At 43.6% G+C, this 22,874-nt stretch carries 13 protein-coding genes; 3 read left to right on the forward strand and 10 right to left on the reverse strand.

Annotated features, from left to right (window positions below; translation table 11 throughout):
- Positions 1-397 precede the first annotated feature (397 nt).
- Together VB732_RS22645 and VB732_RS22650 are read left to right on the forward strand one after the other, a co-directional pair.
- The gene (locus tag VB732_RS22645; protein WP_323233147.1) at positions 398-985 is read left to right on the forward strand and encodes a thylakoid membrane photosystem I accumulation factor; all 588 of its coding nucleotides are present in this window, start codon (positions 398-400) and stop codon (positions 983-985) included.
- Between the two features lie 190 nt (positions 986-1,175).
- Positions 1,176-1,784, forward strand: a complete 609-nt coding sequence (locus VB732_RS22650; protein ID WP_323233148.1) for a hypothetical protein — start codon at positions 1,176-1,178, stop codon at positions 1,782-1,784.
- 341 nt (positions 1,785-2,125) lie between these two features.
- Here the strand turns inward: VB732_RS22650 and VB732_RS22655 are convergent, their stop codons facing one another.
- The 5 genes from VB732_RS22655 to VB732_RS22675 all read right to left on the reverse strand — a co-directional run bounded on the left by VB732_RS22655 (position 2,126) and on the right by VB732_RS22675 (position 11,237).
- Entirely contained in the window at positions 2,126-7,177 is a 5,052-nt protein-coding gene (locus VB732_RS22655; protein WP_323233149.1) for a PAS domain S-box protein, read from the reverse strand.
- A gap of 586 nt (positions 7,178-7,763) precedes the next feature.
- Positions 7,764-8,108 (reverse strand): hypothetical protein, encoded by a 345-nt coding sequence (locus VB732_RS22660; RefSeq protein WP_323233150.1) that lies wholly within the window; start codon positions 8,106-8,108, stop codon positions 7,764-7,766.
- Positions 8,109-8,522: 414 nt separating this feature from the next.
- Entirely contained in the window at positions 8,523-9,683 is a 1,161-nt protein-coding gene (gene bioF / locus VB732_RS22665) for an 8-amino-7-oxononanoate synthase (RefSeq protein WP_323233151.1), read from the reverse strand.
- Positions 9,684-9,846: 163 nt separating this feature from the next.
- Positions 9,847-10,479, reverse strand: a complete 633-nt coding sequence (gene ruvA / locus VB732_RS22670; protein ID WP_323233152.1) for a Holliday junction branch migration protein RuvA — start codon at positions 10,477-10,479, stop codon at positions 9,847-9,849.
- Positions 10,479-11,237, reverse strand: coding sequence for a sucrose-phosphate phosphatase (locus VB732_RS22675; protein ID WP_323233153.1), 759 nt, complete (start codon positions 11,235-11,237; stop codon positions 10,479-10,481). Before VB732_RS22675 ends, ruvA begins: the two co-directional genes overlap by 1 nt.
- 854 nt (positions 11,238-12,091) lie before the next feature.
- Here VB732_RS22675 and VB732_RS22680 point away from each other — a divergent pair.
- Positions 12,092-13,102 (forward strand): chemotaxis protein CheB, encoded by a 1,011-nt coding sequence (locus VB732_RS22680; protein ID WP_323233154.1) that lies wholly within the window; start codon positions 12,092-12,094, stop codon positions 13,100-13,102.
- A gap of 403 nt (positions 13,103-13,505) precedes the next feature.
- On the opposite strand, the gene VB732_RS22685 is transcribed toward VB732_RS22680, so the two are convergent.
- The 5 genes from VB732_RS22685 to xseA all read right to left on the reverse strand — a co-directional run bounded on the left by VB732_RS22685 (position 13,506) and on the right by xseA (position 22,599).
- On the reverse strand, positions 13,506-18,005 hold the full coding sequence (locus VB732_RS22685) for a PAS domain-containing protein (protein WP_323233155.1): 4,500 nt from the start codon (positions 18,003-18,005) through the stop codon (positions 13,506-13,508).
- Positions 18,002-18,478, reverse strand: coding sequence for a response regulator (locus tag VB732_RS22690; RefSeq protein ID WP_323233156.1), 477 nt, complete (start codon positions 18,476-18,478; stop codon positions 18,002-18,004). The genes VB732_RS22685 and VB732_RS22690 overlap by 4 nt, the downstream gene beginning before the upstream one ends.
- Positions 18,475-20,718 (reverse strand): ATP-binding protein, encoded by a 2,244-nt coding sequence (locus VB732_RS22695; RefSeq protein ID WP_323233157.1) that lies wholly within the window; start codon positions 20,716-20,718, stop codon positions 18,475-18,477. Before VB732_RS22695 ends, VB732_RS22690 begins: the two co-directional genes overlap by 4 nt.
- Before the next feature lie 276 nt (positions 20,719-20,994).
- Positions 20,995-21,222, reverse strand: a complete 228-nt coding sequence (gene xseB, locus VB732_RS22700) for an exodeoxyribonuclease VII small subunit (RefSeq protein WP_323233158.1) — start codon at positions 21,220-21,222, stop codon at positions 20,995-20,997.
- A gap of 144 nt (positions 21,223-21,366) precedes the next feature.
- Positions 21,367-22,599: an exodeoxyribonuclease VII large subunit gene (xseA, locus tag VB732_RS22705; protein ID WP_323233159.1), complete on the reverse strand. Its 1,233-nt coding sequence runs from the start codon at positions 22,597-22,599 to the stop codon at positions 21,367-21,369.
- Between the last annotated feature and the right edge of the window lie 275 nt (positions 22,600-22,874).

Raw genomic sequence — 22,874 nt, forward strand, 5'->3', positions numbered from 1 at the left:
GAATGAGTCTTTGATACTCGTGAACAAGTCTTTGATACTCGTGAATGAGGCTTTGATACTCGTGAATGAGTCTTTGATACTCGTGAATGAGTCTTTAATACTCGTGAACGAGTCCTTGATACTCGTAAATGAGTCTTTAATACTCGTGAACGAGTCCTTGATACTCGTGAACGAGTTTTTTTCTTAGTGGATGCACATCATACTCCACCTTCTGCCCCCTGCTCCCTGCCCCCTGCCCCCTGCCTCTTACTCCTCATCTCCATCATCCACTTAAGAGAGATAATCTCAGTAGGCGTTATCTTAAAAATATAGTGCGTGGGCGTAATTACATATCCAGCCCAGGTTGCCGAATTCAGCACAAACTCACGACAAGTAGTAGCTTGCAAGGTTCCTTTTGATGAATAGCACAAAATTTCTTTTTTTACATAGACAAATTACTGGCTGGCGAAGCTGGTTCTCTAAATGCCTGTTGTTGCTTGCAAGTCTTTTCATTATAAGTACCCAACCTGCTTATGCTGGTCTAAATAATGATTTATATGATGGCAACATTTTTGTCGTTTATGCTGGCAATGGTTCATTGGTTCCTCCCAGACAGACGCTGGCACAAGCTTTAGCGGAACATAAACCGATATTTTTGGCTTTTTATCTAGATGACAGCAGCGATTCCAAAAGGTATGCCATTTCTATCTCACGGGTACAGGAATTTTATGGTCGGGTAGCGGAGATTATGCCAATTAATATAGATGCTATCCCGTCTAAAAAAACCTACGAGCCTACTGAACCAGGATATTACTACTCTGGGACTGTTCCTCAAGTTGTGGTGTTTAATAAATCAGGTGAGGTGGTTTTGAATAAAACGGGTCAAGTAGCTTATGAAGATATAGACGATCAATTTCGCAAAATCTTTGATTTATTACCACGCACTGAAACAGCACAGTTAAAGCGACGAGCCTTCAATGAGTTTAGTAGTGAGTTAGCTAAATAACTTATGGGGTAGATCAATTTGGTCTGCCCTAATTTTTAGTGCTATCTGTTACCACTTTTCTGCCGATGCCAAAGCATAATATTGAAATATCTGTGTTAACAGATTAAAAAGTTAATCTATAGTCTCTAGTTTTTAACTAATGACTAATGACTAATGACTAATGACCAATGACTAACTAGAGTGTATTCTGATGTCAAAGGTTTACACCACTCAGGAGCTAATTCAAGTTTTGGCAGCCGAACGCCAAGCTTGCCTCAATGGAAAACGTCTAAAGTTAGAAATAAAAGTTTCTGGCAATCCCGTCATTGACCAGTTTATCAGAACTGATGGGCTGCAACAATTCACAGCTTATCAAGATTTCAAAGCTGCAATTCACGACTATCAGAAAGAAAATCAAGTTTCAGGTATTATCTGGCGGGAGGTGATGGTTAAAGGTAAAAACTTGAGCTATCCCGAAGTGAATACTGACTTAATAGCCCTCCCTAGTGACTTAGAGATATTAAAAGCTGCGAAAAATTCTATTGTAGAATTTTGGTATGAAGTCTCTATAGGGATGGATTTATACTTGAGTTTCAATAATAGTAAACAATACCAACAAATTCTCACATCTGATGTAGAAAGAATTGTTCAAAGAACAGAATGGGCAAGTTTGTGTAAGTGGGAAAATTCTAGTTTTTTGGAAATGATTTTGCAGTTAGGATGGGGTAAACCAGAAGAAGCCTACTATAAACGAGGAAGGCCGCGATCGGGTAGTGAATATATTCATGCAGTCAATCCTGGTAATCGGCCTATTGGTTAACATCCTCACCGCCGTGAACGCACTCTTAAGAAGGAGTAATGAGTAATGAGTAATAAGTAATGAGTAAATACCCATTTTTCATCCACTCATTACTTTAAAGCCGTGCTGGAAACACGGGGTTTAAAACCCATTTTTCTGGTAATTCGTAATTCGTAATTGTGATGCCAGGGATAGATGTGTTTGCTTTGGAAAAATAATGATTTTTTGGTTTGTTCTTAACCTTGGTTTTAATCCAATGCGGTTCAATTAAGAGACGCGATAAATCGCCGTCTCTACAAGTGTTTTGGATTTTAATCAAAATTAATTACGAATTACGTTCGCGTAGCGTGCCGGAGGCTCTATTACGAATTACGAATTATATTGTCGATCGCACTAGCTAATTCCCCTGGATCGACGGGTTTGGGTAGATGTCTTTGGAATCCTGCTGCCATTGCTTGGTTGTAGTTGATTTCTCCAGCATAAGCTGTCAGTGCGATCGCCGGAATTTGCCCACCTTGTTCTGGCGATAATTTTCTCACCTCGCGTAGCAACATATAGCCATCCATTAAGGGCATTCCAATATCGCTTAACAGGATATCTGGCTTTGATTGGATTAATATTTCCAGCGCTTCGGCTGCTGATTCAACTGCGGTTACAGTTGCGCCATATTGTTCTAGCACAAAGCTAAAAAATTCTCGCACGTCAGCTTGATCGTCTACAAGCAAGATTTGGACTCCAGCTAGTAATGCGTCGTCAGTACTAAGTTCTGGTTGAGAAGCCTCATCACTGCTAACTCGCAATTCAGAATTTTTTAGCAAAGGTAGTCTGACTGTAAAAGTAGCCCCTTGTCCTTCTCCCAAACTCTCTGCCTGAACTGTACCACCGTGAAGTTCTACTATATGACGGACAATTGCCAGTCCTAATCCTAGCCCACCAAATACTCTGGTTGTCTTGGCATCCGCTTGGCGAAAGTAATCAAAGACGTAGGGCAAAAATTCCGGGATGATTCCTTTACCTGTATCAATCACCTGGATTTGAGCATCTAAGCCAACTTTCTCTAGACGGACTTCCACTCGTCCTTCTGTAGGTGTAAATTTGACGGCATTGGAGAGGAGGTTCCACATTACTTGTTGCAAGCGATCGCTATCGCCGAGAACTTTGCCGATATCATTACTAAACACCGTTTTAATTTCAATTGATTTGGCTTCTGCTGCCAAACGCACTGTTTCTAATGCAGATGCGATCGCTATTTTCAAATCCACTGCATCAAGATTTAAGCTTACCTTACCTTGTAAAATCCGCGAAACATCAAGTAAATCTCCAATTAATTGAGTTTGTAACTTGGCATTGCGCTCGATTGTTTCCAATGCCCGGATTTTAGTGGCTTCATCAAACTTGCGGGTTCTGAGTAACTTTGCCCACCCTAAAATCGGATTCAAGGGAGTCCGCAGTTCATGGGAGAGGACAGCGAGAAATTCATCTTTAATCCGGTTGGCTGTCTCAGCTTGTGCCCTGGCGGTTTTTTCGGCTTCGTAAAGTTGAGCGCGAGCGATCGCTTGTGCACACTGCTGCCCCAGTGTCAACATAAATCCCCGGTCTTCTTCGTTAAATATTTGTTCAGTGGTAAAGCTTAATCCCAGTCCCCCAATTACTTTACCTTCTGCGATCAAGGGAATGGAAGCCCAAGAGTTATTCCCTGTGACAGTCACAACGTCTGCTAAGTTTGGATATCTAGCAATCATCGCTGCTAAATTTTCTATAAAAATCGGCTGACTAGTTCTGACTGTTTCTGCTATTTGGTTAGGTGCTGTGATGGGAAAACTTGTCCAAGTATCGATGAGCGCTTGTGAGTAGCCAATTGCTTGCACAATCTTTAGGGTATTACCTCCCTCAGTGAGTAAGACAACGGAACCACTAGTGGCTCCCAAGGCGGCAATGCCTTGGTTCACTACTACATCAGCCACCTGTTGGGGAGTTAACGCTTCTGAGAAAGCAGCAGTTATTCTTTGTAAAAGTATGGTGCGATTGACAGACCTTTCAGCCGCCTGTTTTGCCTGTTGAGTTTCTTGGTAAAGTCTGGCGTTGTCGATGGCTGTCGCCGCTCGCCGAGCAATATCTTCTGCTAAGGCCAAGTCTGTTTGTTGGTAGTACCGCCCTGACTCGGCTGTGAAAAAAGAGATTGCTCCAAATAATTGCCCACGGGAACGGACTGGAATCACCATTAGAGAACGAATACCCAGGCTTTGCAGCAATTGTAGATGTTCGTTATCTTCAGCCATCTCTACAAGATTAGAGTCAGATAATTCGGAGTAAAAGCCAGATATTCCTTGCTTTAGCTGTTGCAAAAGCAGTTTGGCTCTAGCTTTGGGTCGATAACGCCGTCGAATTTCGTCTAAAATACTTAGTTTGGTAGCATCGGCAATTGCGATCGCAATTTGTTTACTTGACCAATCTTTTTGAAAAACATCTACAATACACCAGTCAGCCAAGGTAGGAACTGCTAAATTAGCCACGTTTTCTAAAGCAATTTCGTAATCTAATGAGGCAGCGAGTAAGGTGCTGGCCTCGACTAAAAACTGTTGTGTAGCTTCAACTTGTTTGCGTTCGCTAATATCTTCAATAATCCCTAATGCATACTTCGGAAGTCCATTAGCATCCCAAACTACCGATGAAGTTAGGTTTACCCAAAGTATAGAACCATCTTTGCGGATGTAGCGCTTTTCTAGGGAATAACCACCAATTTCTTTTGCTATAACTCGCCGAGCATTTTCCCAATCAACCGCTAAGTCGTCAGGGTGGGTAATTTCTTGGAAGTTTAATTGAATTAACTCTTCAGGGCTGTACCCGGTAATTTCGCATAAGGCAGGATTAATCTGAATAAATCGTCCATCCAAGGCTACTAGAGAAATCCCGACAGCTGCCTGGTTGAACATTGCCCGGAACTTTTCTTCGCTTTCTCGCAAAGCCACTTCTGTTTGCTTTGCTGCTGTCACATCTGCCAAAATAATCCCAATTCCTATCGTTTCACCCATTGCGTTGTTGACTGGGTAATAGTTGCCCAGCCAATAGCCGTAACGTTTGGGTTGTTCCCTTGTCTCACCGCTAATTTCTACATTCAGCAGGGGTTGTCCAGTATCTAAAACGTGCTGTAACTGTTGCTCTGCCTCAGCCGCCATCGCTGGCAACACTTCCCCAAATTTATGTCCAAGATGTTCTTCTATAGTCAAACCGTTAATGTCAGCGAAAACTTGATTAATTCGGATATATCGCAGTTCTCGATCTAAAAAGCATACGGCAACGGGAGCGGCTTCTAGCAGGGCATCTAAAAGAGATAGAGATTCGGCATAATGAATTAAAGTCTGGTGGCTGTCTTGATAAAGTCGAGAATTTTCTATCGCTAAGGCTGCCCGATTGCTAATCTCTGTTGCTAAAGTGAGGTCAGTGCGATCGTAGCGACGGTTTGATTCGGTAGTTACAAAGCTGATGCAACCGAGAACTCGTCCTTGTGCAATTAATGGCACAATCATTACAGACTTTATTCCCAATTGCCGAACAATTTCTAAATGTTCCTGATTCTGAGTACTTGCCACTAATAGCGAGTCAGATATCTCTGAAATTAATTCGCTTTGCCCAGTTTGCAGTACTTTAGTAATTGCACTTGTACCCTTATAATCTGTCGCATATTCCTGAAGTTTACGCGCCAACTCTGCCTTTGATGGGTCTGCATGGGCAATGGGTAGGCGGCGAATGGAACCATCTTCATTTAAAATATCAACGCTACACCAATCAGCTAGTTGAGGAACTGAGATTTTGGCAATTTGTTCTAAGGTTTCTTCATAATCTAGCGAAGTAGAAAGTACATTACTAACTTGCGCGATATAACGGAGCCTTTCTTCAGCCTGCTTGCGTTCTGTAATATCGAGAACAAAGAAAGCTCCTCGATCTACAGTCCCTTCAAAGTGGCTACCACCTATCAAAATTGGGAAGCGCGAACCGTCTTTACGAATATATTCCTTTTGATATGGTGTGCAAAAGGGGCTGTCTTGAAATTCAGTTAGTGCTTCCTTATCAAGTGGCAGGTACTCTGTAGGAGTTAAGTCTTGCCAGCGAAGTGTTCCAGCAAGTAATTCTTCACGGGTATAACCCACCATATTCAGCAAGGCATCATTCGCTTCTGTAACTCTGCCGTCTATATCCCAGAAGCCAATGCCAATCATATTTGACTCAACCACGCTGCGAAACTTCGCTTCTCTTTCGCGTAATGCTTGCTCAGTTTGTTTGAGTTGAGTAATATCAATTCCAGTCACACCAATTCCTAACAACTGCCCATCCGCTAAACACACCGGATAATAGCTAACAAGACCATAACGATACACCCCAGGCGGATAGGTTTCACCGCTTATTTCTTGGTTTAGTAAAGGCTGCCGGGTTTGCATCACTTGCTCAAAAATCGGCTCAATTTGCCCTGCCCATTCCGGTAATACTTCCCTAAAGGTGCGACCAATATGTTCACTTTGCGGTACACCGTTAATGGCAGCTAGCGCTTCATTGGTATGAATGTAGCGAAGTTCAGTATCGAGAAAAGCCAGCGCCACTGGTGAACTAGTAAGCCAAGCATTAAGCAATGCCAGAGATTCATCTTTTTGCTGAAGGGCTTGTTGAAGTTCCTGATGTAACCTGGATTTTTCTAGTTCTGCTTGCTTGCGCTCAGTAATATTTACAGCTGCACAAGTAATACCATGAATACTATTATCTGCATCTTTCAGTGGTTCAACTAGCAAATCGTAGTAACGATCTTCTCCACTAATTGTTAGATAAACCTCTTCACGGGTTGAAACACCAGTCTCTATTACCTTCAGCTTAATTGCTATCAATTGCTCTGCTACTGAGGCTGGAAATAATTCATCATCAGATTTCCCTAACATTCCCTCAGCAGTCTCTAAAGCTTGAACATTATGAATCCATTGATATCGTAAATCTCGATCTTGTTGAAAGACCACAATATCTGAATTGCTTAACGCTAACCGAAATCGTTCCTCACTAACTCTTAGCTGTTGTAGATTCCTATCAGCCTCTCTTTTAGCAGTCTTTAATGCCTCACATAAGATACTAAAGAGCAATCCTTGTAATGCAAAAAAACCAATTCGCATGGAATTAGATAGGTCAAAACTTAGCTCATAAGCTGGCGAGAGGAAAAAGTAATTGCTTAGTAGCGCAGACAATAATGTTGCCACTAGCCCTGATTTCAAACCTCCATACCAAGCACTAACCATTACAGCGCCAAAAAACAGTAGGAAAGGAGTTTTATTCATGCTTAACCAGGGGTCTAGTATCAGCATTAGCACTAATGCAAGTGCTACAATTAATACAGTAATGGTATAGCGCAGTAACTGGGAATAATGGATATGGGGCATGAAAATGTTTGAGAACAACCAATACTTATTGCACAGGCTATACACACCCTAAGCTAGTTTGCAAGTTTTAGTAATTTATCTCTAGATAGATTTTTCGGGCTTTAAAAATCTCTTTCGCTAGAGGCGAATTATTAATTTATATAGTACCTAGAGCCAGAATTTGTCAGGAATATTCTTTATTCATAACATTGATTTGCTGTTCATAAATACTTAATTCGCAGAAATGAAGCGAGCCGATTTGCTTATAAAACTTATGGTATAAAATATTTCAAGAGGCTAGTAAACAGGCAAGTCCTAAATCATTTGTGATTACAAGGACAAATAACTAATAACTCATGACAGCAAAGAGAGAAATATTTCACAAATGATTTAGGACTGCTATAGGACTTCTATTTGATTTTTGAAAAAACTTGCTAAATCTTAATCTTGTATAATCTTGAAAATTCTCAGTATCCAGATCCCCGACTTCTTAAAGAAGTCGGGGATCTAACTTTTCACGAATGATTTAGGATTGCTATAGAACCCATTTGAGATCTATACAGGAGGGCAATCGAATTTGGCTGAACTACGAGCTAAGTTACAAGTTTTATAGATTGATCGTCAGGATTTTTTTCTTGCTTTTTTTGTCGCTCAACACGACTGTATTGTAGGGTAATGTATCCGTTCCCAGAGGAATTGGCAGCCTAAAACTGGGGCTTTTATGATCGAGTTCGCCTAAATCAATGCTTTTCGTTATATCGCCATCTGTTGCAAGATTTGCGGTAAGTTCGCCTTTATAATCTTCAATTAAAAAGTCTCTAAAGAAAACGACTTCCCCACCCTCAGGATCTATACCAAGGATGACCGTACCGCTAAAAGTTGCGCCTTTTCGTTCTTCATCAACCGTTGCCACTGTGATTTCCGAGTGGTCTTGACCGGACATATTTGCCATAAACTTTTTCCTGGGCGAATTCTCAACAATTGAAAATGATTTTACAAGAGCGCTATGGGCGATCGCAAAACTCTCAGGACGTATTTCTGCATCGGTCTTGCAAATGTATAGCCAAGTTACTTCTGGTTATACGCCTAATTGGAAGATTGAGTAGGGATGAGTAGGGGCCCAAAGCAATCACGTTAGCGAAGCGAGGCGTTAGCCTAGCGTTGCTGCAAAGCAGATCGCACATTCTTGAGTTGATAGAAGATACCATCTAAGATTTGTCGCTTTGTCCACTTTGGTGGTCTGGTTTGCTTTTTCTGCGGCAATAGTGGTTCAATGATTGCTCACTCTTTGTCGGTTAAGCTGCTGGAGTACGGCATTTATTTCTCATTTTACCCGTTCTTCCAAGATCCCAAATGGGTTCTATAGTCAGATAACATCCTTTAGCACTGCTACCAATTTTTCAATATGTGCTACTTCATGAGTCGCCATCACAGATATTCTAATTCGGCTTGTGGGCACTGTGGGAGGGCGAATTGCTGGGGCAAAAATGCCAGCATCTCTTAGCTGCTTTCCAGCTTTGAGGGCATCTGTGGCATTAGGCAATTGAAAACATAATATAGGTGATTCGGAAGGCAGCAATTTCAGATTAGGTAACTGTCGCAGCAAAGTTTTCAAGTAATATATATTCGCCCACAATTGGGCACGGTGTTGGGGTTCTTGTTGGACTATCTTGATTGCTGCTAAGGCTGCTGCTGTATCAGCAGGTGAAAGCCCAGTGGTATAAATCCAACTGGGGGCGCGGTTCCGCAAAAAGTCAATTAAAGTGCTACTTCCCGCTACATATCCGCCTAAGCTACCCAAAGCTTTACTCAAAGTACCAATCTGAATTAGTTGCTTTCCTGTACACCCAAAATGTTCAACACACCCAGCGCCAGTTTTTCCTAGTACGCCGGTAGCATGAGCTTCATCGACTAGCAGCATACAGCTAAATTCATCAGCGATCGCCAACAGCGCCGGCAACGGACATAAATCGCCGTCCATGCTGAAGACAGTATCAGTAAGAATCAAACAGCGTCGGTAATTTTGCCGTTGTTGACTCAATTGAGTTTTTAGGACTTCAACATCACAGTGCGGATATTCCACAACTGCTGCACCGCTAAGAATCGCTCCATTTTTCAAACTGGAATGATTGTACTGGTCAGATAAAATTAAATCACGTTTACCTACAAGGGCAGTAATTGCACCCAAATTTGCAAGATACCCGGAACTAAATACCAAAGCATCTTCAGTTTGTTTGGTAGATGCGATCGCCTTTTCTAACTCCCCATGCAATTCTCGATGCCCACTGAGTAATCTAGAACCAGTACTACCAGTGCCAAATTCTGCGATCGCAGCAGTTGCAGCTGCCATCAACCGCTCATCCCCAGCCAATCCCAAGTAATCATTGCTGGCAAAATTAATTACCTCTTGCCCAGCTAAAACCACCGTTGCACCCGGACGACCGTTGATAGGTTGTACCGAACGATACCAGTCTGCCCGATGAATTGTTGCTAAGGACTGTTCTAGCCAAGCATAGGGATTAGTCATTGGGGCAGGGGGCAGGGGGCAGGGGGCAGGGGGCAGGGGGCAGGGAGCAGGGAGCAGGGGAGCAGGGGGCAGGGAGCAGGGGGAAAATAACTAATAAAAAATGACTAATGACTAATGACTAATGACTAATGACTAATGACTAATGACCGATGACTAATGACAATTAAACTTGTTCGCTACTGAGATGAGCGATCGCTTGTTTAATCCAATCTTCGACGTAGGCATCTTTGGGTAAACCGATATCTTCGCTTACTACATGCAGGGCGTGACTGACTTCATGGGCAGTATATCCCAAGGCGAAGAGGGTCATTTGTACCTCTTCGAGAATTCCCGGTGCTGGCCCGCCTGTGGCGACGAAGAACCCGGCTGATTTACGCCACTCGACTAATTTGCTTTTTAGTTCTAAACAGATGCGTTCAGCGATTTTTTTACCGACACCTGGAGCCTGAATTAGGATTTGGGTGTTGCCAGCGATGATTGCTTGGACTAAATCTGGTAGTTCCAAAGTGTCCAAGAGGGCGATCGCTAAGGCTGCACCAATGCCTGTGACAGTCAACAAGTGACGAAATAAATCGCGTTCGGCTGGTGAAGCAAAGCCATATAAATAAGGCACTTCTTCCCGAATTTGGAGATGGGTAAAAATTTGCGCCACTCCTCCCGACTCTGGTAACTGGTTTGCTAGCCTTTGAGGAACTTGCAAATCGTACCCTAAGCCATTCACTTCCAAAGTCAGAATCACGCGATTAGCGCCAATTGTTTGGATACCAGCGACTATACCTTTTAAATAACTAATCATTACAAGAGACCAAAATAATTTAAGCCTTCAATAATCCCACCTGCACAAAAACCTTTTGCCAGGTAGCGGTGAGTAGCAGGATACTTATCATGCCATTGGAGTAACTCTTTTCGGGCATTCCCGACAATGATTCCCCGTTCGTTGCCTACAGCAAATAAAGCAATATCATTACCTGAATCACCACAGACAACTGTTTGTTCTGCTGCAAATTTCCACTTCTGGCGTAAAAACTGCATTGCCTGACCTTTATCGCTGCTATAGGGTACAATGTCAAGGTCTATTCCGCTACTGTAGATTAACTTTACATTTAATTTAGATTTCTGCAACTCTGCTTCAAGTTGTGGTAGAACATTTGCAGATGCATCTTGCTCTAGAAAAAAGCTCACTTTGAAGAGACGCTGCTCTGAATCTGGTTGTAGAAGCAACTCACGGTATTTGCGGGTAATAGATAATACAGTTTCTCGTTCCCATCCGGGTGAAAGGATTTCTGACCAGTCTGAGTCTGGAGTATCTGTACCATCAAGGTAAATTTCTGTACCGACAGAAAGGACGAGGGCATCTGGTTGTAAAAGATTTTTTTGAGATTGGAGTTCTTTGTAAAGTACAGGCGACCGCCCAGTAGAATAAACAATTTTAGTGCCATATTCTTGACGATGTTGACTCAGTAATTTATTTAATTCTGGTAAAGCGCTGTCATCGCCCACGGTGCGATGTACAAGGGTGTCATCTAGGTCGGTTACAAAAAGAAATGGTTTCATGATTAAAGCTCTTGCAAAATTTCGTTATTCTACCGCGTGAAGAGAATTTTGCAAGAGATTTATTAATAAATGCATTGGCGCAGCCTGGGAACGAGTCACTGAAGAGGAAAAGGGGCAGGGAGCAGGGAGCAGGGGAGAAACCCCATAAATAAATTTAGGGGCTTGAAAACGGACTTATTATTTCTCGTGCTACGCATCTCGAAATAAATATTTGTTACCTTGGGCATAAATAAATTTAGGGGCTTGAAACCCTCTCTTGCTGGGGAATTCGGCATCTTTCCCCCTGCCCCCTGCCCCCTGCCCCCTGCTCCCCTGCCTCTTTGGTCAAGCCTTCACGTAATAAATAGGTTTATAAGTTTATTACAATAATTGTTGCAAAGACTTAAACTTTTCTTATACGTAAAAAAGCATTTGTTGCAAAGTATGAAGTATTAGCAATAATTAATTATATATTTGCTGGAAATACTTAAACCTTTCTTATACGTGAAAGAGCATTTGTTGCAAAGTATTAAGTATTAGCAATAATTAATTATACATTTGCTGGAAATACTTAAACCTTTCTTATATATAAAATAGCATTAGCTGTAAACGCTCAAATTTTGACAACTAATGTTTAAATTTGAGTGATGTCTAGGGAGACGTAGCACCGAAAAACAATGTAGAGAAGTAGCATTGCTTTATTAAGTTGCGCTTTGCTTAACTCAACCTACAATTTTTCTTAACTGAAATGTATTGAAATATAATCCTCTCGAAGCTAGGTGAGCAAATTTTTTGGCTGCGTTATTCTCAGTATTGGCAGTAAATGTGCTTTTGTTGCCTACGCTGCTGTGCTAATGAAATCGTTACATTAATTAATGCTTGAACACAATATTATTGTCATGGGAGCGTCAGCAGGCGGAGTTGAGGCGCTGACTTATTTAGTTAAACAATTGCCGCCCGATCTGAATGCAGCTGTAATGATAGTCCTTCATGTATCAAGTTACGGTATGAGTGCTTTGCCACGGATATTGAGTCGTGCTGGCAACTTGCCAGTGTCTCACGCTCAGGATGGCGAAGCTATTGCTCATGGATGGATTTATGTCGCTCCGCCTGACTACCACTTACTGGTAGAACGCGGATATTTGCGTTTGACGCGGGGGCCAAAAGAGAACCGTCATCGTCCTGCCATTGATACATTGTTTCGTACAGCAGCGCGAACTTATGGGCAGCAAGTGATTGCTGTGCTACTAACAGGTATGCTTGACGACGGCACAGCAGGAGTAATGGCTGTAAAAATGCGTGGGGGTGTAGCAATTGTCCAAAATCCCGACGATGCTTTGTATCCTGATATGCCACGTAATGCGATCGAGAACGTAGAGGATATTGACCATATCCTGCCACTTTCAGATATTCCTTCTACTTTAGTAACTTTAGTTAACACGCCAATGGAAGTAGAAGCAGAAAATCCGATACCTGACAAGATAGAGTTTGAGTCTAAAATAGCGCAATTAAATTTGGAAGCAGTAGAAAACGAAGCCGACCGACCAGGTAAACCATCAACTTTTGGTTGTCCTGACTGTGGCGGTATCCTCTGGGAAGTTGAGGAGGGGAATTTGTTGCGCTTGCGGTGTCGCACGGGTCACGCTTATTCCGCAGAAACTCTGCTGGCTACGCAGTCAGATAAGCTGGAGGATGCATTATGGATCGCTTTAAGGGCATTGGAAGAAAAAGCTTCTTTATCATATCGTATGGCTTCAAGAATGGAGGCTCGTAACCAAACTCTGGCAGCACAAAGATTAAAGGAAGAGGCGCAGTCTGCCTGGGAGCGCTCCGCCATTATTCGAGAAGTACTTTTGAAGTTTGATGCAAACACAGATGTTGATTGAAATCATGTCCGGCAAATTACTTGTGTCATTGCGAGCGAAGCGCGGCAATCCCAAACCTTTGCGATTGCTTCATTCCACTTCGTTGCATTCGCAATGACAATTATCGTTCTTTTATTACTCCGAAAAAATAAAATATTCGTAGGTTGGGTTAGATATCTCAAACGCAATGTTTTAGATTAACGTGAGTTCGATGACCTCTCCCCCAGCCCCTCTCCGACACGGAGAGGGGAGTAAAAAGCTGAATTTTTCATTGCTCCTCCCTTTCCGTTTCGGAGAGGGAGGCTGGGAGGGAGAGGTCATCAAACTCACGCCAGATTAATTACTACGATCGCGCGATCGCATCCGCTAAAGCAAACGCATATATCTAAGAAGTAGTGTATTTCTGTTTAACACCCAATGCCCTCTACATTCTTTTTGCTTGGGCGAGTACTACCACAGCTTGAACTAACTCTTCTGGATCGAGGGGCTTGGTAACGTGTCGTTGATAGCCACTGGTTATGGCTCGCTCGTAATCATCAACTCTAGCATAAGCAGTCAAAGCGATCGCTGGAATCTGTCCACCTTTTTCTGGGGGTAAAGTTCGGATCTGTTGAATCAAGGTATAGCCATCCATTTCAGGCATCCCAATATCACTGACTAATACATCCGGTTGAAAGGACTCCAGGTTTGCCAAGACTTGTACCGCAGAAGCAACAGTTAAAACAGATGCCCCGTATTCAGTTAGCAATACTGTTAATAGCTCACGGGCATCGGGATCATCATCGACTGTCAAGACTCGAATTCCCGTAAGTTCGAGTGCTGGTTGTGACAACTCATCTATCTGCTTGATTTCCGGCTCGACATTCAGTAGTGGCAACTGGACTGTAAAGGTGGCTCCCAACCCTTCACCAGGACTATCAGCCGCGATCGTGCCACCGTGGGCTTCAACTAACTGGCGGACGATCGCTAACCCCAATCCTAATCCCCCATACTTGCGAGTAATTGAGACATCTTCTTGACGAAATGATTCAAAAATATGCGGGAGAAACTCAGGATTAATACCTTTTCCAGTGTCACGGACGATAATCTGTGCCTGATTATTGAGTGGCTGTAGTCGGATTTCTACCCGTCCTCCGTTAGGGGTAAACTTGATCGCGTTAGAAAGTAAATTCCAAACGATCTGTTGCAGGCGGTTGGAATCTCCAGAGACTTGCCCAATATTCGGCAGTACTGGATGCAACAAAATTGATTTAGCAACAGCTGCGGTTCTTACTGTGTCGATCGCAGATTCAATCACAAATGCCAAATTTACAGGAGACGCATTTATGCTGAGTTTGCCGCGCAGAATCTTGGCGACATCGAGCAAGTCATCAATCAGTTGAGTTTGCAATTTCGCGTTGCGTTCGATGGTGGCTAAGGCTTCGGCTGTTTTGGTTTCACTAAATTTGCGGGTTTGCAGCAGTTTTGCCCAGCCGAGAATTGGATTGAGAGGCGATCGCAATTCATGAGAGAGAACGGCCAGAAACTCATCTTTGATCCGATTGGCGCGTTCTGCTTCAGTCCGCGCGGCTTGCTCTAACTGGAATAGGCGATCGCGTTCAGCCTCCAGTTGTTTTTGCGCTTCGATATCAGTTGCACTGCCAAACCATTTGACAATTTGACCTTGGTGATCTTTTTGGGGAATTGCTTGGTGCAGATGCCAGCGATATACACCATCTGCCCGCCGCATCCGACCTTCAGCTTGATAAGAAGTGCCCTGTTTTACTGCTTTGCTCCACCGTTGAACCAAAATCAGTACATCTTCTGGATGAATAACCTGTTTCCAGTCGATTGTATAAGATTGTTCTAGGGTTAAGCCTGTGAATTCCGACCAACGTTGATTGACATCCAGTAACGCTCCTTCGGGGGTGGCTGTCCAGACTAATTGGGGAATTAATTGTGCCAAGCACCGATAGCGTTCTTCGCTTTGCCGTAATTCCTCTTCTACCTGTTTGCGATCGGTGATGTCCTGCACGTTGCCTAGCATCCGTACCGCATTGCCCACAGGATCGTAGAAAATCTGACCTCTAGCCGCTAACCAGCGAATGCCATCGGGATGTAGGATGCGGTAATCAGTTTCATAGTATGCTTGCTGTTGCTGGATGGTGCGATTCACCACTTCATTGGCTGAGGTGCGATCGTCCGGGTGCAGACGGTTTAACCAATCTTGATATGTGACTTCCTGTGTGGTTGGGTCAAACCCGAATAGATTGCAGTACTCTTCAGATACATGAGCGATGTTGCGGTTAATGTCCCAATCCCATAATCCCGATCGCGTGGCTTTGTACGCTAGCTTTAACCGAGCTTCGTTCTGCTGCAAAAGGAGTTCTGTATTTTTGCGATCGGTGATGTCTCGTGAAATCCACAAGACTCGTTCCACCTGTCCACAGGCATCTAGAATCGGGCTAACGACCACTTCCCACCATTTCGGAGTGCCTTTGGTGGTTGGGCAGTATCCGCGAAAAATAGTGATTTCGCCTGTTTTAACGGCAGCGAGTGCCTGTTCAGCCTGTTGCCGATAGCTACCTTCCCAGAAACAGAGCCATTCAGTATTGAGATAGGAATTTAAGTCGTCAATTTCCATTAAGCACAGCCCGCCTGTATTCATGTACAGGAGTCGCCCATTAAGGCTTAAAACCTTGATGCAGTCAGAACTACTTTCCAAAATCCGGTTTTTAAATTCTTCACTCTGGCGCAGGGCTTCTTCAGTTTGTTGGCGAGGGGTGATATCTCGCCAGGTAGCAACAAATCCATCTCCAAATTTAGCCACACGGATATCAAATGCTTTAACTAAGCGTTGTTCTCCGTAATCATCCTCATAAACTAGGCTATCTTTAATCAGCGCTTGTCCTGTTTCTACTACCTGACAGTACTCAGTAAACAATCCACGGTCACGATGCCCTGGTAGTAATTCACACAAACCCCGCCCAATTTGCTGCTCATGAGTCATTTGGTTGTTGAGACAAGCCGCATCATTCACATATTCAGTCACAAAATCGACAATCTGTCCCTGCTCATTCCGTATAGCTTGGTATACCCCAAAGCAGTCCAGCATATTTTCAACTGATGTGCGGAAGAGTTCTTCGCTTTCTTGTAGGGCTGCGAAAGAGCGTTTGCGATCGCTGATATCTTCGGCAATACCTGTAAAGCGATAAATTTCTCCTGCTTCATCTCGAAGCCCAAAGCAGCGATCTCTTACCCAGCGAATACTACCATTGGGTAAGACAATCCGGTATTCTTCATCAAATTTTTCTGTGAAAGCTTTTTCTTGAAACGCTTTCTGGATCGATTCTCGATCCTCTGGATGAATCCGATCGATCCATGATTGTTGTCCTTGATACAATTCCTCTGGGTTCAATCCCCACAGTTTTTTATATGCAGGACTGACATAGCTAACTCGATTTTCCAACACCTCTTTGATCCAAAACACCGCATCAATATTTTCTGCGAGTTGGCGAAAACGTTCCTCACTCTCACGCAGAGTTTCGGCTGATCGTTTACGTTCGGTGATATCTAGATCGATACCCGCCATCTGAATCGGTTGCCCGTGTTGGTCGTAAAGTACCTTGCCCTGACTCAGTGCCCACCGAATCTTACCGTTGGGATATACTACTCGAAATTCAATTTCATAGTCTTCTCTAGTGGCGATCGCACGATCTACATCTGCTAGTAGGCGATCGCGATCGTCAGGGTGGACTCGCGCCACAAACATCTCGAATGAACCGTCAAATTCTCCTGGTTTCAGTCCAAATAAGGCTTCCAGGTTATCCGACCAGGAAATTTTTCCCGTTTGGAGATTCCAGTTCCATGTTCCCATCCGAGACGCTGATAGTGCCAATCGTAGCCATTCTTCGCTCTCCCGTAATTCTGCTTCTACTCGTCTGCGATCGGTCAGTTCATTCTGCGCCTGCTGATAGAGTTCCGCTTGGCGAATTGCAATGCCAACTTGAATCGCCAGTTCTTTGAGCAAGTCAATTTCTAAGGGTTGCCACCTTCGAGGAGCTGCACAGTTATGAGCAATTAGCAATCCCCAAAAGTAGTTATCGTAAATAATCGGTACGACCAGATTAGCTTTTACTTGAAACTGAGCCAACAAGTCAACGTGGCAGGGGTCAATACTGCTATCCTGAATATCAAATATTGCCGTTACGTAACCCTGACGATAGCGTTGGATATAATTCTCGACAAAGGCGGTATCGTAGCTGACAGTTTCTTGTGGATTCCATGCCAGGTAGTTCTCAGCGAGGCAGGGATCGTACATAGTAGATGAGAGCAGCGATCGCCACTGTGCCCCAACTGATTCTGCAATTACTGTGCCATCCCCGTCAGGTTTTAACTGAAAAACCAAGACGCGATCGGTGTGGAGAAACTGCCGAACTGCAACTACGGTTGTTTGAAGAATATCATCTAGATTCAGGGATTGAAAAATTTGCTGGGTAATCTGCGCGACTACCCGTTCTCGTTCAATGCGTTGTTGCAGTTGAGTGTGTAGCTGCACTGTTTCAATCGTCCCATTGACTGCTATTTGCAGCCTTTCTGGGGTAATTCTCTCTTTGACGATATAATCTTGTGCGCCTGCTTTCATCGCTTGAACTGCGATCGCCTCATTGCCTTGCCCGGTGATCACAATCACTGGTAAGCAGGATTGTTGAATTGAGGGTTGCAATTTTGCCAGAAATTCCAGTCCGTCCAGATCGGGCAGTCGATAATCAAGTAAAATGGCATCTGGCTGGTGTTGCTGCCAAAGTTCTAGCCCTTGCTGTCCCAGCGTTGCTTCTAAAAATATATAAGAATATTCGCGATCGCGCAGCAAATAACGCCGATAGAGTTCTCGGTCTTCTGGGGAGTCATCTACAATTAAAACAATGCGTGATCTCTGATTCATGACCAATCCTCTGGGCCGTCGGGCAACGTGGTCACTTCAAACCAATATTCCACGAGTATCTGAACATCGCGTTTGAGTTGAGCAAAATTGATTGGCTTAACAATATAGCTGTTGACACCGTATTGATAACATACTTCGATATCTTTAGGATTGCTAGAGGTAGTAAACACCACCACCGGAATCATCTTTAAGTTGTTATCCTGTTTAATCCGGCGTAACACTTCTCGTCCATCGGTTCCGGGCAGGTTCAAGTCAAGGACAATCAAGCGGGGACGGGGCGTTTTGCGATCGACATAGCTGCCAGTCCGATAAAGAAACGCCAAGGCTTGTTCTCCATTCACACACCGTTGAATGGGGATCGCAATGGAAGACCGCCCTAGAAATCGTTGCAGCACCTCAAAGTCTTCGTTGCTGTCCTCCACAATTAAAAGCAGTGGGGTTTGTTGGATCGGAGAGGCTGAAATCAGAGTCATTTGTTTGCCTCCGCCGACAGGGTAAAGTAAAACGTACTGCCAAGGGTTGGGGTAGATTCTACCCAAATTCTACCACCGTGCCGTTCCACAATTTTGCGGGCAATGGTTAACCCTACGCCAGTCCCACCGCCAAATTCATCCCGTCCATGTAAGCGGCGAAAGATTTGAAAAATTTTGTCGAGATGTTCTTGTGAGATGCCAATGCCGTTATCACGAACGTAGATCGCAGAAGTAGGAGCAGCTTTGTCTGCGATGAAACCAATTTCAACCCACTTGTGGGGTTTATCATTGTATTTAATGGCGTTGCTGATTAGGTTGCTGAATAGTTCACTAATCTGAGCGCGATCGCATTCTATACTTTTAAGGGGTTGAGGAATGCGAAACTCGACTTCGCTTTGTGGTCGGGCAATAGTTAGGGTGGTAATTACCTGCTGCACTAACTCATTTAAATTCACTGGTTGCCTGATTAGTTCGGCGCGTCCCAAACGGGAGAAATGCAGGAGTGAGTTTATCAAGTCTTCCATTCGCTGCGTTAACCGCACGAGAGTTTGGAGTTTTGCAACTCCGTCCTCATTTAGTACATCTCCATAGTCTTCCATTAAGAAGTTCGCGTAGTTGTGAATGCCGCGTAGAGGTTCTTTCAAGTCATGGGAGGCGACATAAGCGAAAGAATCGAGTTCTTCGTTACTCCGTTGCAATTCAAAATTCATCGATGCTAGTTTGTCTGCTTGCCGCAACACAACACCTACAATCAAGCTTCGCAGTTCAGTAACTGCTTCAACTTCACAGGGTTTCCAAGGCATAGCACAGCCTTGCACCGTTTCTTGCCATAGTTCAAAAGATTTGCGAGGAGACATTCGGAAACTGCCATCAGAGAAAAATTCTACTGGTTTATTGGGGTTGCCGCCCCAATTGACAGTTTGAATTACCTCTGGACGAAACCAGAGAATGTAATTGTGATGAACTTTAGAGATTTCTAGGGCTAATACTCCACTAGCGATCGCTTTATATGATTCGGCGGCAGGGTAATTTTTCGTGAGCGATCGGGTCTCAAACAAATTATGAGAAAATTTAGGTTTAATCCAATCAACTAAAGTCTGAACTTCTGACTCTGATGGCGTTTCTCCGACTCGAATAAACTGGTTGCCACTGCAAATTACCGCTCCCGTGGCGCTAACCAGATTGAGTAATTGAGATTTCAATTGCACCATGCCATCGAGGAAATATTCAGCCTGAGACAACTCTTCAACAAATTGAGTTTGCAACGACTTCAATTGCCTTTTGTAATCAATATCTTCACTCGCTTCTTTATTTACTAGTTCTACAGACATCACCTGGCCAATGAACTCGCACACGGTGCGGATATTGTAAGAAACATATTTGGGCGAAGAATGATGACAGGCAATCAGTCCCCAAAGCTTTTGTTCGTGCATCAGGGAAATAGACATAGAGGCAGTCACGCCCATATTTTGCAGATATTCTAGATGAATTGGAGAAACACTCCGCAATACCGAGAGACTGAGATCGAGTGGTTGATTTGTTAAAGGATTATTCGTTGGAATTAAGGTAACAGGCTGGTAACTGGCATCTGGAATCAGCCGCAGCCAGTTGAGAGTGTATAATTGTCGGGCTTGCTTGGGAATATCAGAATGCGGATAGTGTAAGTCCAAATAGGGTGTTTCCTGATTGGTGTCTTCAGCGATGACACTGCCTGCCCCTTCTTGGTCGAATCGATAGACCATAACCCGTTCAAAGCCAGTGATTCGCCGGACTTCTGTAACCACAATTTGGCACATTTCCAGCAGTTTAGGTGCTTTCTGAATGCGGGTAATAGTTCCTCGTACCTGTTGATAGAAGTCAAAAAAGTCTGTTTGTCCCTTCGCTTTTTTCGGCTCCAATTCCAGAATAATAATAGTATCTAAACGATGTACAATCCCATCAAAATAGATTGATTTATGCAGATGCTTAATGGACAAATTGAGGGGATTTACACTTTCAAAATCTTCTGTCAGACATTGTTGAATCAGCTTAATTTGCTTGGCATCGAATAAGTTTGATAATGGTTTACCCAGCAATTCTTCCGGTTGACGGCCAACAATTTCCTGAGTATTGCTGCTCACCTGAAGGATTTCCAGAGTGGAATCTTGCAAAACCAGTAAAACACCGTGAGGCTGGATCAGACTAGGAATGTGGATCGGTTCGCGATCGCAGTTTGTTAAATCAATCGTCTCATCAGTCATTCTCAGTTTTTCCAACTCCTCATTAGAACTCTGACATAAATTAGAAGTTTTGAATATGGACTAAAAATAAATAATTTTTAGTTATTTAGCTTTTTAATTATTATATTTAATATTATGTCTATCAAATTACTTGTGACATATCATTGCGAGTGCAACGAAGAGGAACAAAGCAGTCGCAAGGGTTTTGGGATTACTTGATGTACCCTGCGGGTTCCGCCCTTGGCGGTACGCAATGACAATTATTCAACCGGACATGAGATAACTGATTAATTGAACTCACTCTTCACTTAATGTTTCAATTAACAAATCTACCTGTTGCTGTCGCTCCTGCAAAAAAGTTTCACACTGACGTAAATACTCTACAGCACTTGCAAATTGATCGAATACTTCTTCCAATTCCAACTCACCCGCCTCAATGCGAGTAATAATCCCCTCTATTTCAGCAACCTTCGCCTCATAATTCCAAGCTTCCTCAGAACTAGAAGCAGTTTTACGTTTAACCATTAACCTCTCTGTGTCCTCTGCGCCTCTGCGGTTCATTTATGGTAAATTCAAGGGTTCAAGGCCCCAACTGTCTTTAATTTTGAAGATAAGTAATAAGTAATGGTATTACTCATTACTCATTACTCATTACTCATTACTCATTACTCATTTATTTACTTCCATAACCTTCACTTTAACCCCACCCTGCCCCAACTGAATCACTAAATCTTCCCCCACAGCCAACTCCGCCGCCGAACGAGCGATCGCCCCATCTTCCCTTCTCACCACTGCATAACCACGTTGTAACACCGCTTTCGGGTCAAGAGTTGCCAACTTTTGCCGCAACAATTCTAAATGCTGCGTTGCTTGCTGCGATCGCCCCGTGGTAATTTGTACCAAATGCTGACGCTTCCAAGCTAATTTTGCCACCTCCTGCTGCACTTGCCGATCTAATCGCAAACGCCGCAAACGATTCTGCAAACCTTGAAGTTTATTCTCAGCAGTTTCCCAAGAGTCATGCACCGCCTCACGTAAAGCCAGAACTCGTTGCCGATGCTCAGTATACAACTCTGAAAGTGCTGGTACAACTTTTTCTGCCGCCGCAGTTGGTGTATGCACACAGACATCTGCAACTAAATCCGCTAAAGATTCATCTCGTTGATGCCCAATACCAGTAATTACCGGAATAGAACAACTAGCAAGCGATCGCACCACACGCTCATCATTAAAGCAGGCCAACTCTTCCACCGCGCCACCACCCCGCGATAAAATTAGCACTTCGGCGCGTCCATCTTTCTCCACGCGATCGATTGCTTTGACGATTGATTCAGGCGCTTGCTCACCTTGGACTGTCGCCGGGGAAAATAAAACGTGTAAACCTGGATACCTTTGCTTCAGGGTTTTTTGAATATCTCCCCAAGCAGCAGCCGTTGGAGAAGTGACAACAGCGATCGTTTGCGGGTGGATGGGGAGCGATCGCTTTCTTTGCGCGTCAAACAACCCCTCAGCCAGCAAGCGATTTTTTAGTTGTTGATAGCGTAGCGCCTGTAAACCCACACCAGCAGGTAGAGTCTGCCAAACTGATAACTGATATTCTCCCCGTTGTGGATACAGGCGAATGCTACCCAAAATAATTATTTGTTCACCAGCAACTGGCATTTGGGCGAGTTTTGGCAATTGGCTATTCCAGATAACACATTTAATTCCGGCGGTGCGATCGGTATCTTGCAGGGTAAAAAATAAACCACTGCGATGGTGGTTAGCGCTAGAAACTTCGCCAGTTACCCAAACTTGCCGTAATTGTTCATCTTGCTCTAACAGCAAGCGGATATAGTCAGTTAATCCAGAAACTGAAAGTGCAGTATTGAGAATGAGTGAGTCGGGAAGCTCAAAAGTCATCAAAGATGCCTGAAAGCATTTGTGCTAGAGCAATTTTAGCATTTTTAACGAAAACAGAAATTGGCTTCAACGCCAAATGCTACAAACTTCGTGACAACATTTGAAAAGGTTAAGCCAGGAACATAATTTCTGCGTTCTTACCCAGTCTCCAATCACTTTTACCGCACTCAGCGCTGAATGTTAAATACTATATCTTCATAGCGGTTCCCATTCAGATGCGGTACAAAATTATATCGCTTGTAGGGGCACGACATGCCCATTGGTGTCAATTTAAG

Source organism: Nostoc sp. UHCC 0252 (assembly GCF_034931145.1).
Lineage (GTDB): Bacteria > Cyanobacteriota > Cyanobacteriia > Cyanobacteriales > Nostocaceae > Nostoc.

What these genes read in the sequence shown, in the direction of transcription:
- xseB (WP_323233158.1), bottom strand. Translation starts at nt 21,222, where the DNA reads ATGGTTAAACGTAAAACTGCTTCTAGTTCTGAGGAAGCTTGGAATTAT.
- VB732_RS22690 (WP_323233156.1), bottom strand. Translation starts at nt 18,478, where the DNA reads ATGACTCTGATTTCAGCCTCTCCGATCCAACAAACCCCACTGCTTTTA.
- VB732_RS22685 (WP_323233155.1), bottom strand. Translation starts at nt 18,005, where the DNA reads ATGAATCAGAGATCACGCATTGTTTTAATTGTAGATGACTCCCCAGAA.
- VB732_RS22655 (WP_323233149.1), bottom strand. Translation starts at nt 7,177, where the DNA reads ATGCCCCATATCCATTATTCCCAGTTACTGCGCTATACCATTACTGTA.
- ruvA (WP_323233152.1), bottom strand. Translation starts at nt 10,479, where the DNA reads ATGATTAGTTATTTAAAAGGTATAGTCGCTGGTATCCAAACAATTGGC.
- VB732_RS22680 (WP_323233154.1), top strand. Translation starts at nt 12,092, where the DNA reads ATGCTTGAACACAATATTATTGTCATGGGAGCGTCAGCAGGCGGAGTT.
- VB732_RS22695 (WP_323233157.1), bottom strand. Translation starts at nt 20,718, where the DNA reads ATGACTGATGAGACGATTGATTTAACAAACTGCGATCGCGAACCGATC.
- xseA (WP_323233159.1), bottom strand. Translation starts at nt 22,599, where the DNA reads ATGACTTTTGAGCTTCCCGACTCACTCATTCTCAATACTGCACTTTCA.
- VB732_RS22645 (WP_323233147.1), top strand. Translation starts at nt 398, where the DNA reads ATGAATAGCACAAAATTTCTTTTTTTACATAGACAAATTACTGGCTGG.
- VB732_RS22660 (WP_323233150.1), bottom strand. Translation starts at nt 8,108, where the DNA reads ATGGCAAATATGTCCGGTCAAGACCACTCGGAAATCACAGTGGCAACG.
- VB732_RS22650 (WP_323233148.1), top strand. Translation starts at nt 1,176, where the DNA reads ATGTCAAAGGTTTACACCACTCAGGAGCTAATTCAAGTTTTGGCAGCC.
- bioF (WP_323233151.1), bottom strand. Translation starts at nt 9,683, where the DNA reads ATGACTAATCCCTATGCTTGGCTAGAACAGTCCTTAGCAACAATTCAT.
- VB732_RS22675 (WP_323233153.1), bottom strand. Translation starts at nt 11,237, where the DNA reads ATGAAACCATTTCTTTTTGTAACCGACCTAGATGACACCCTTGTACAT.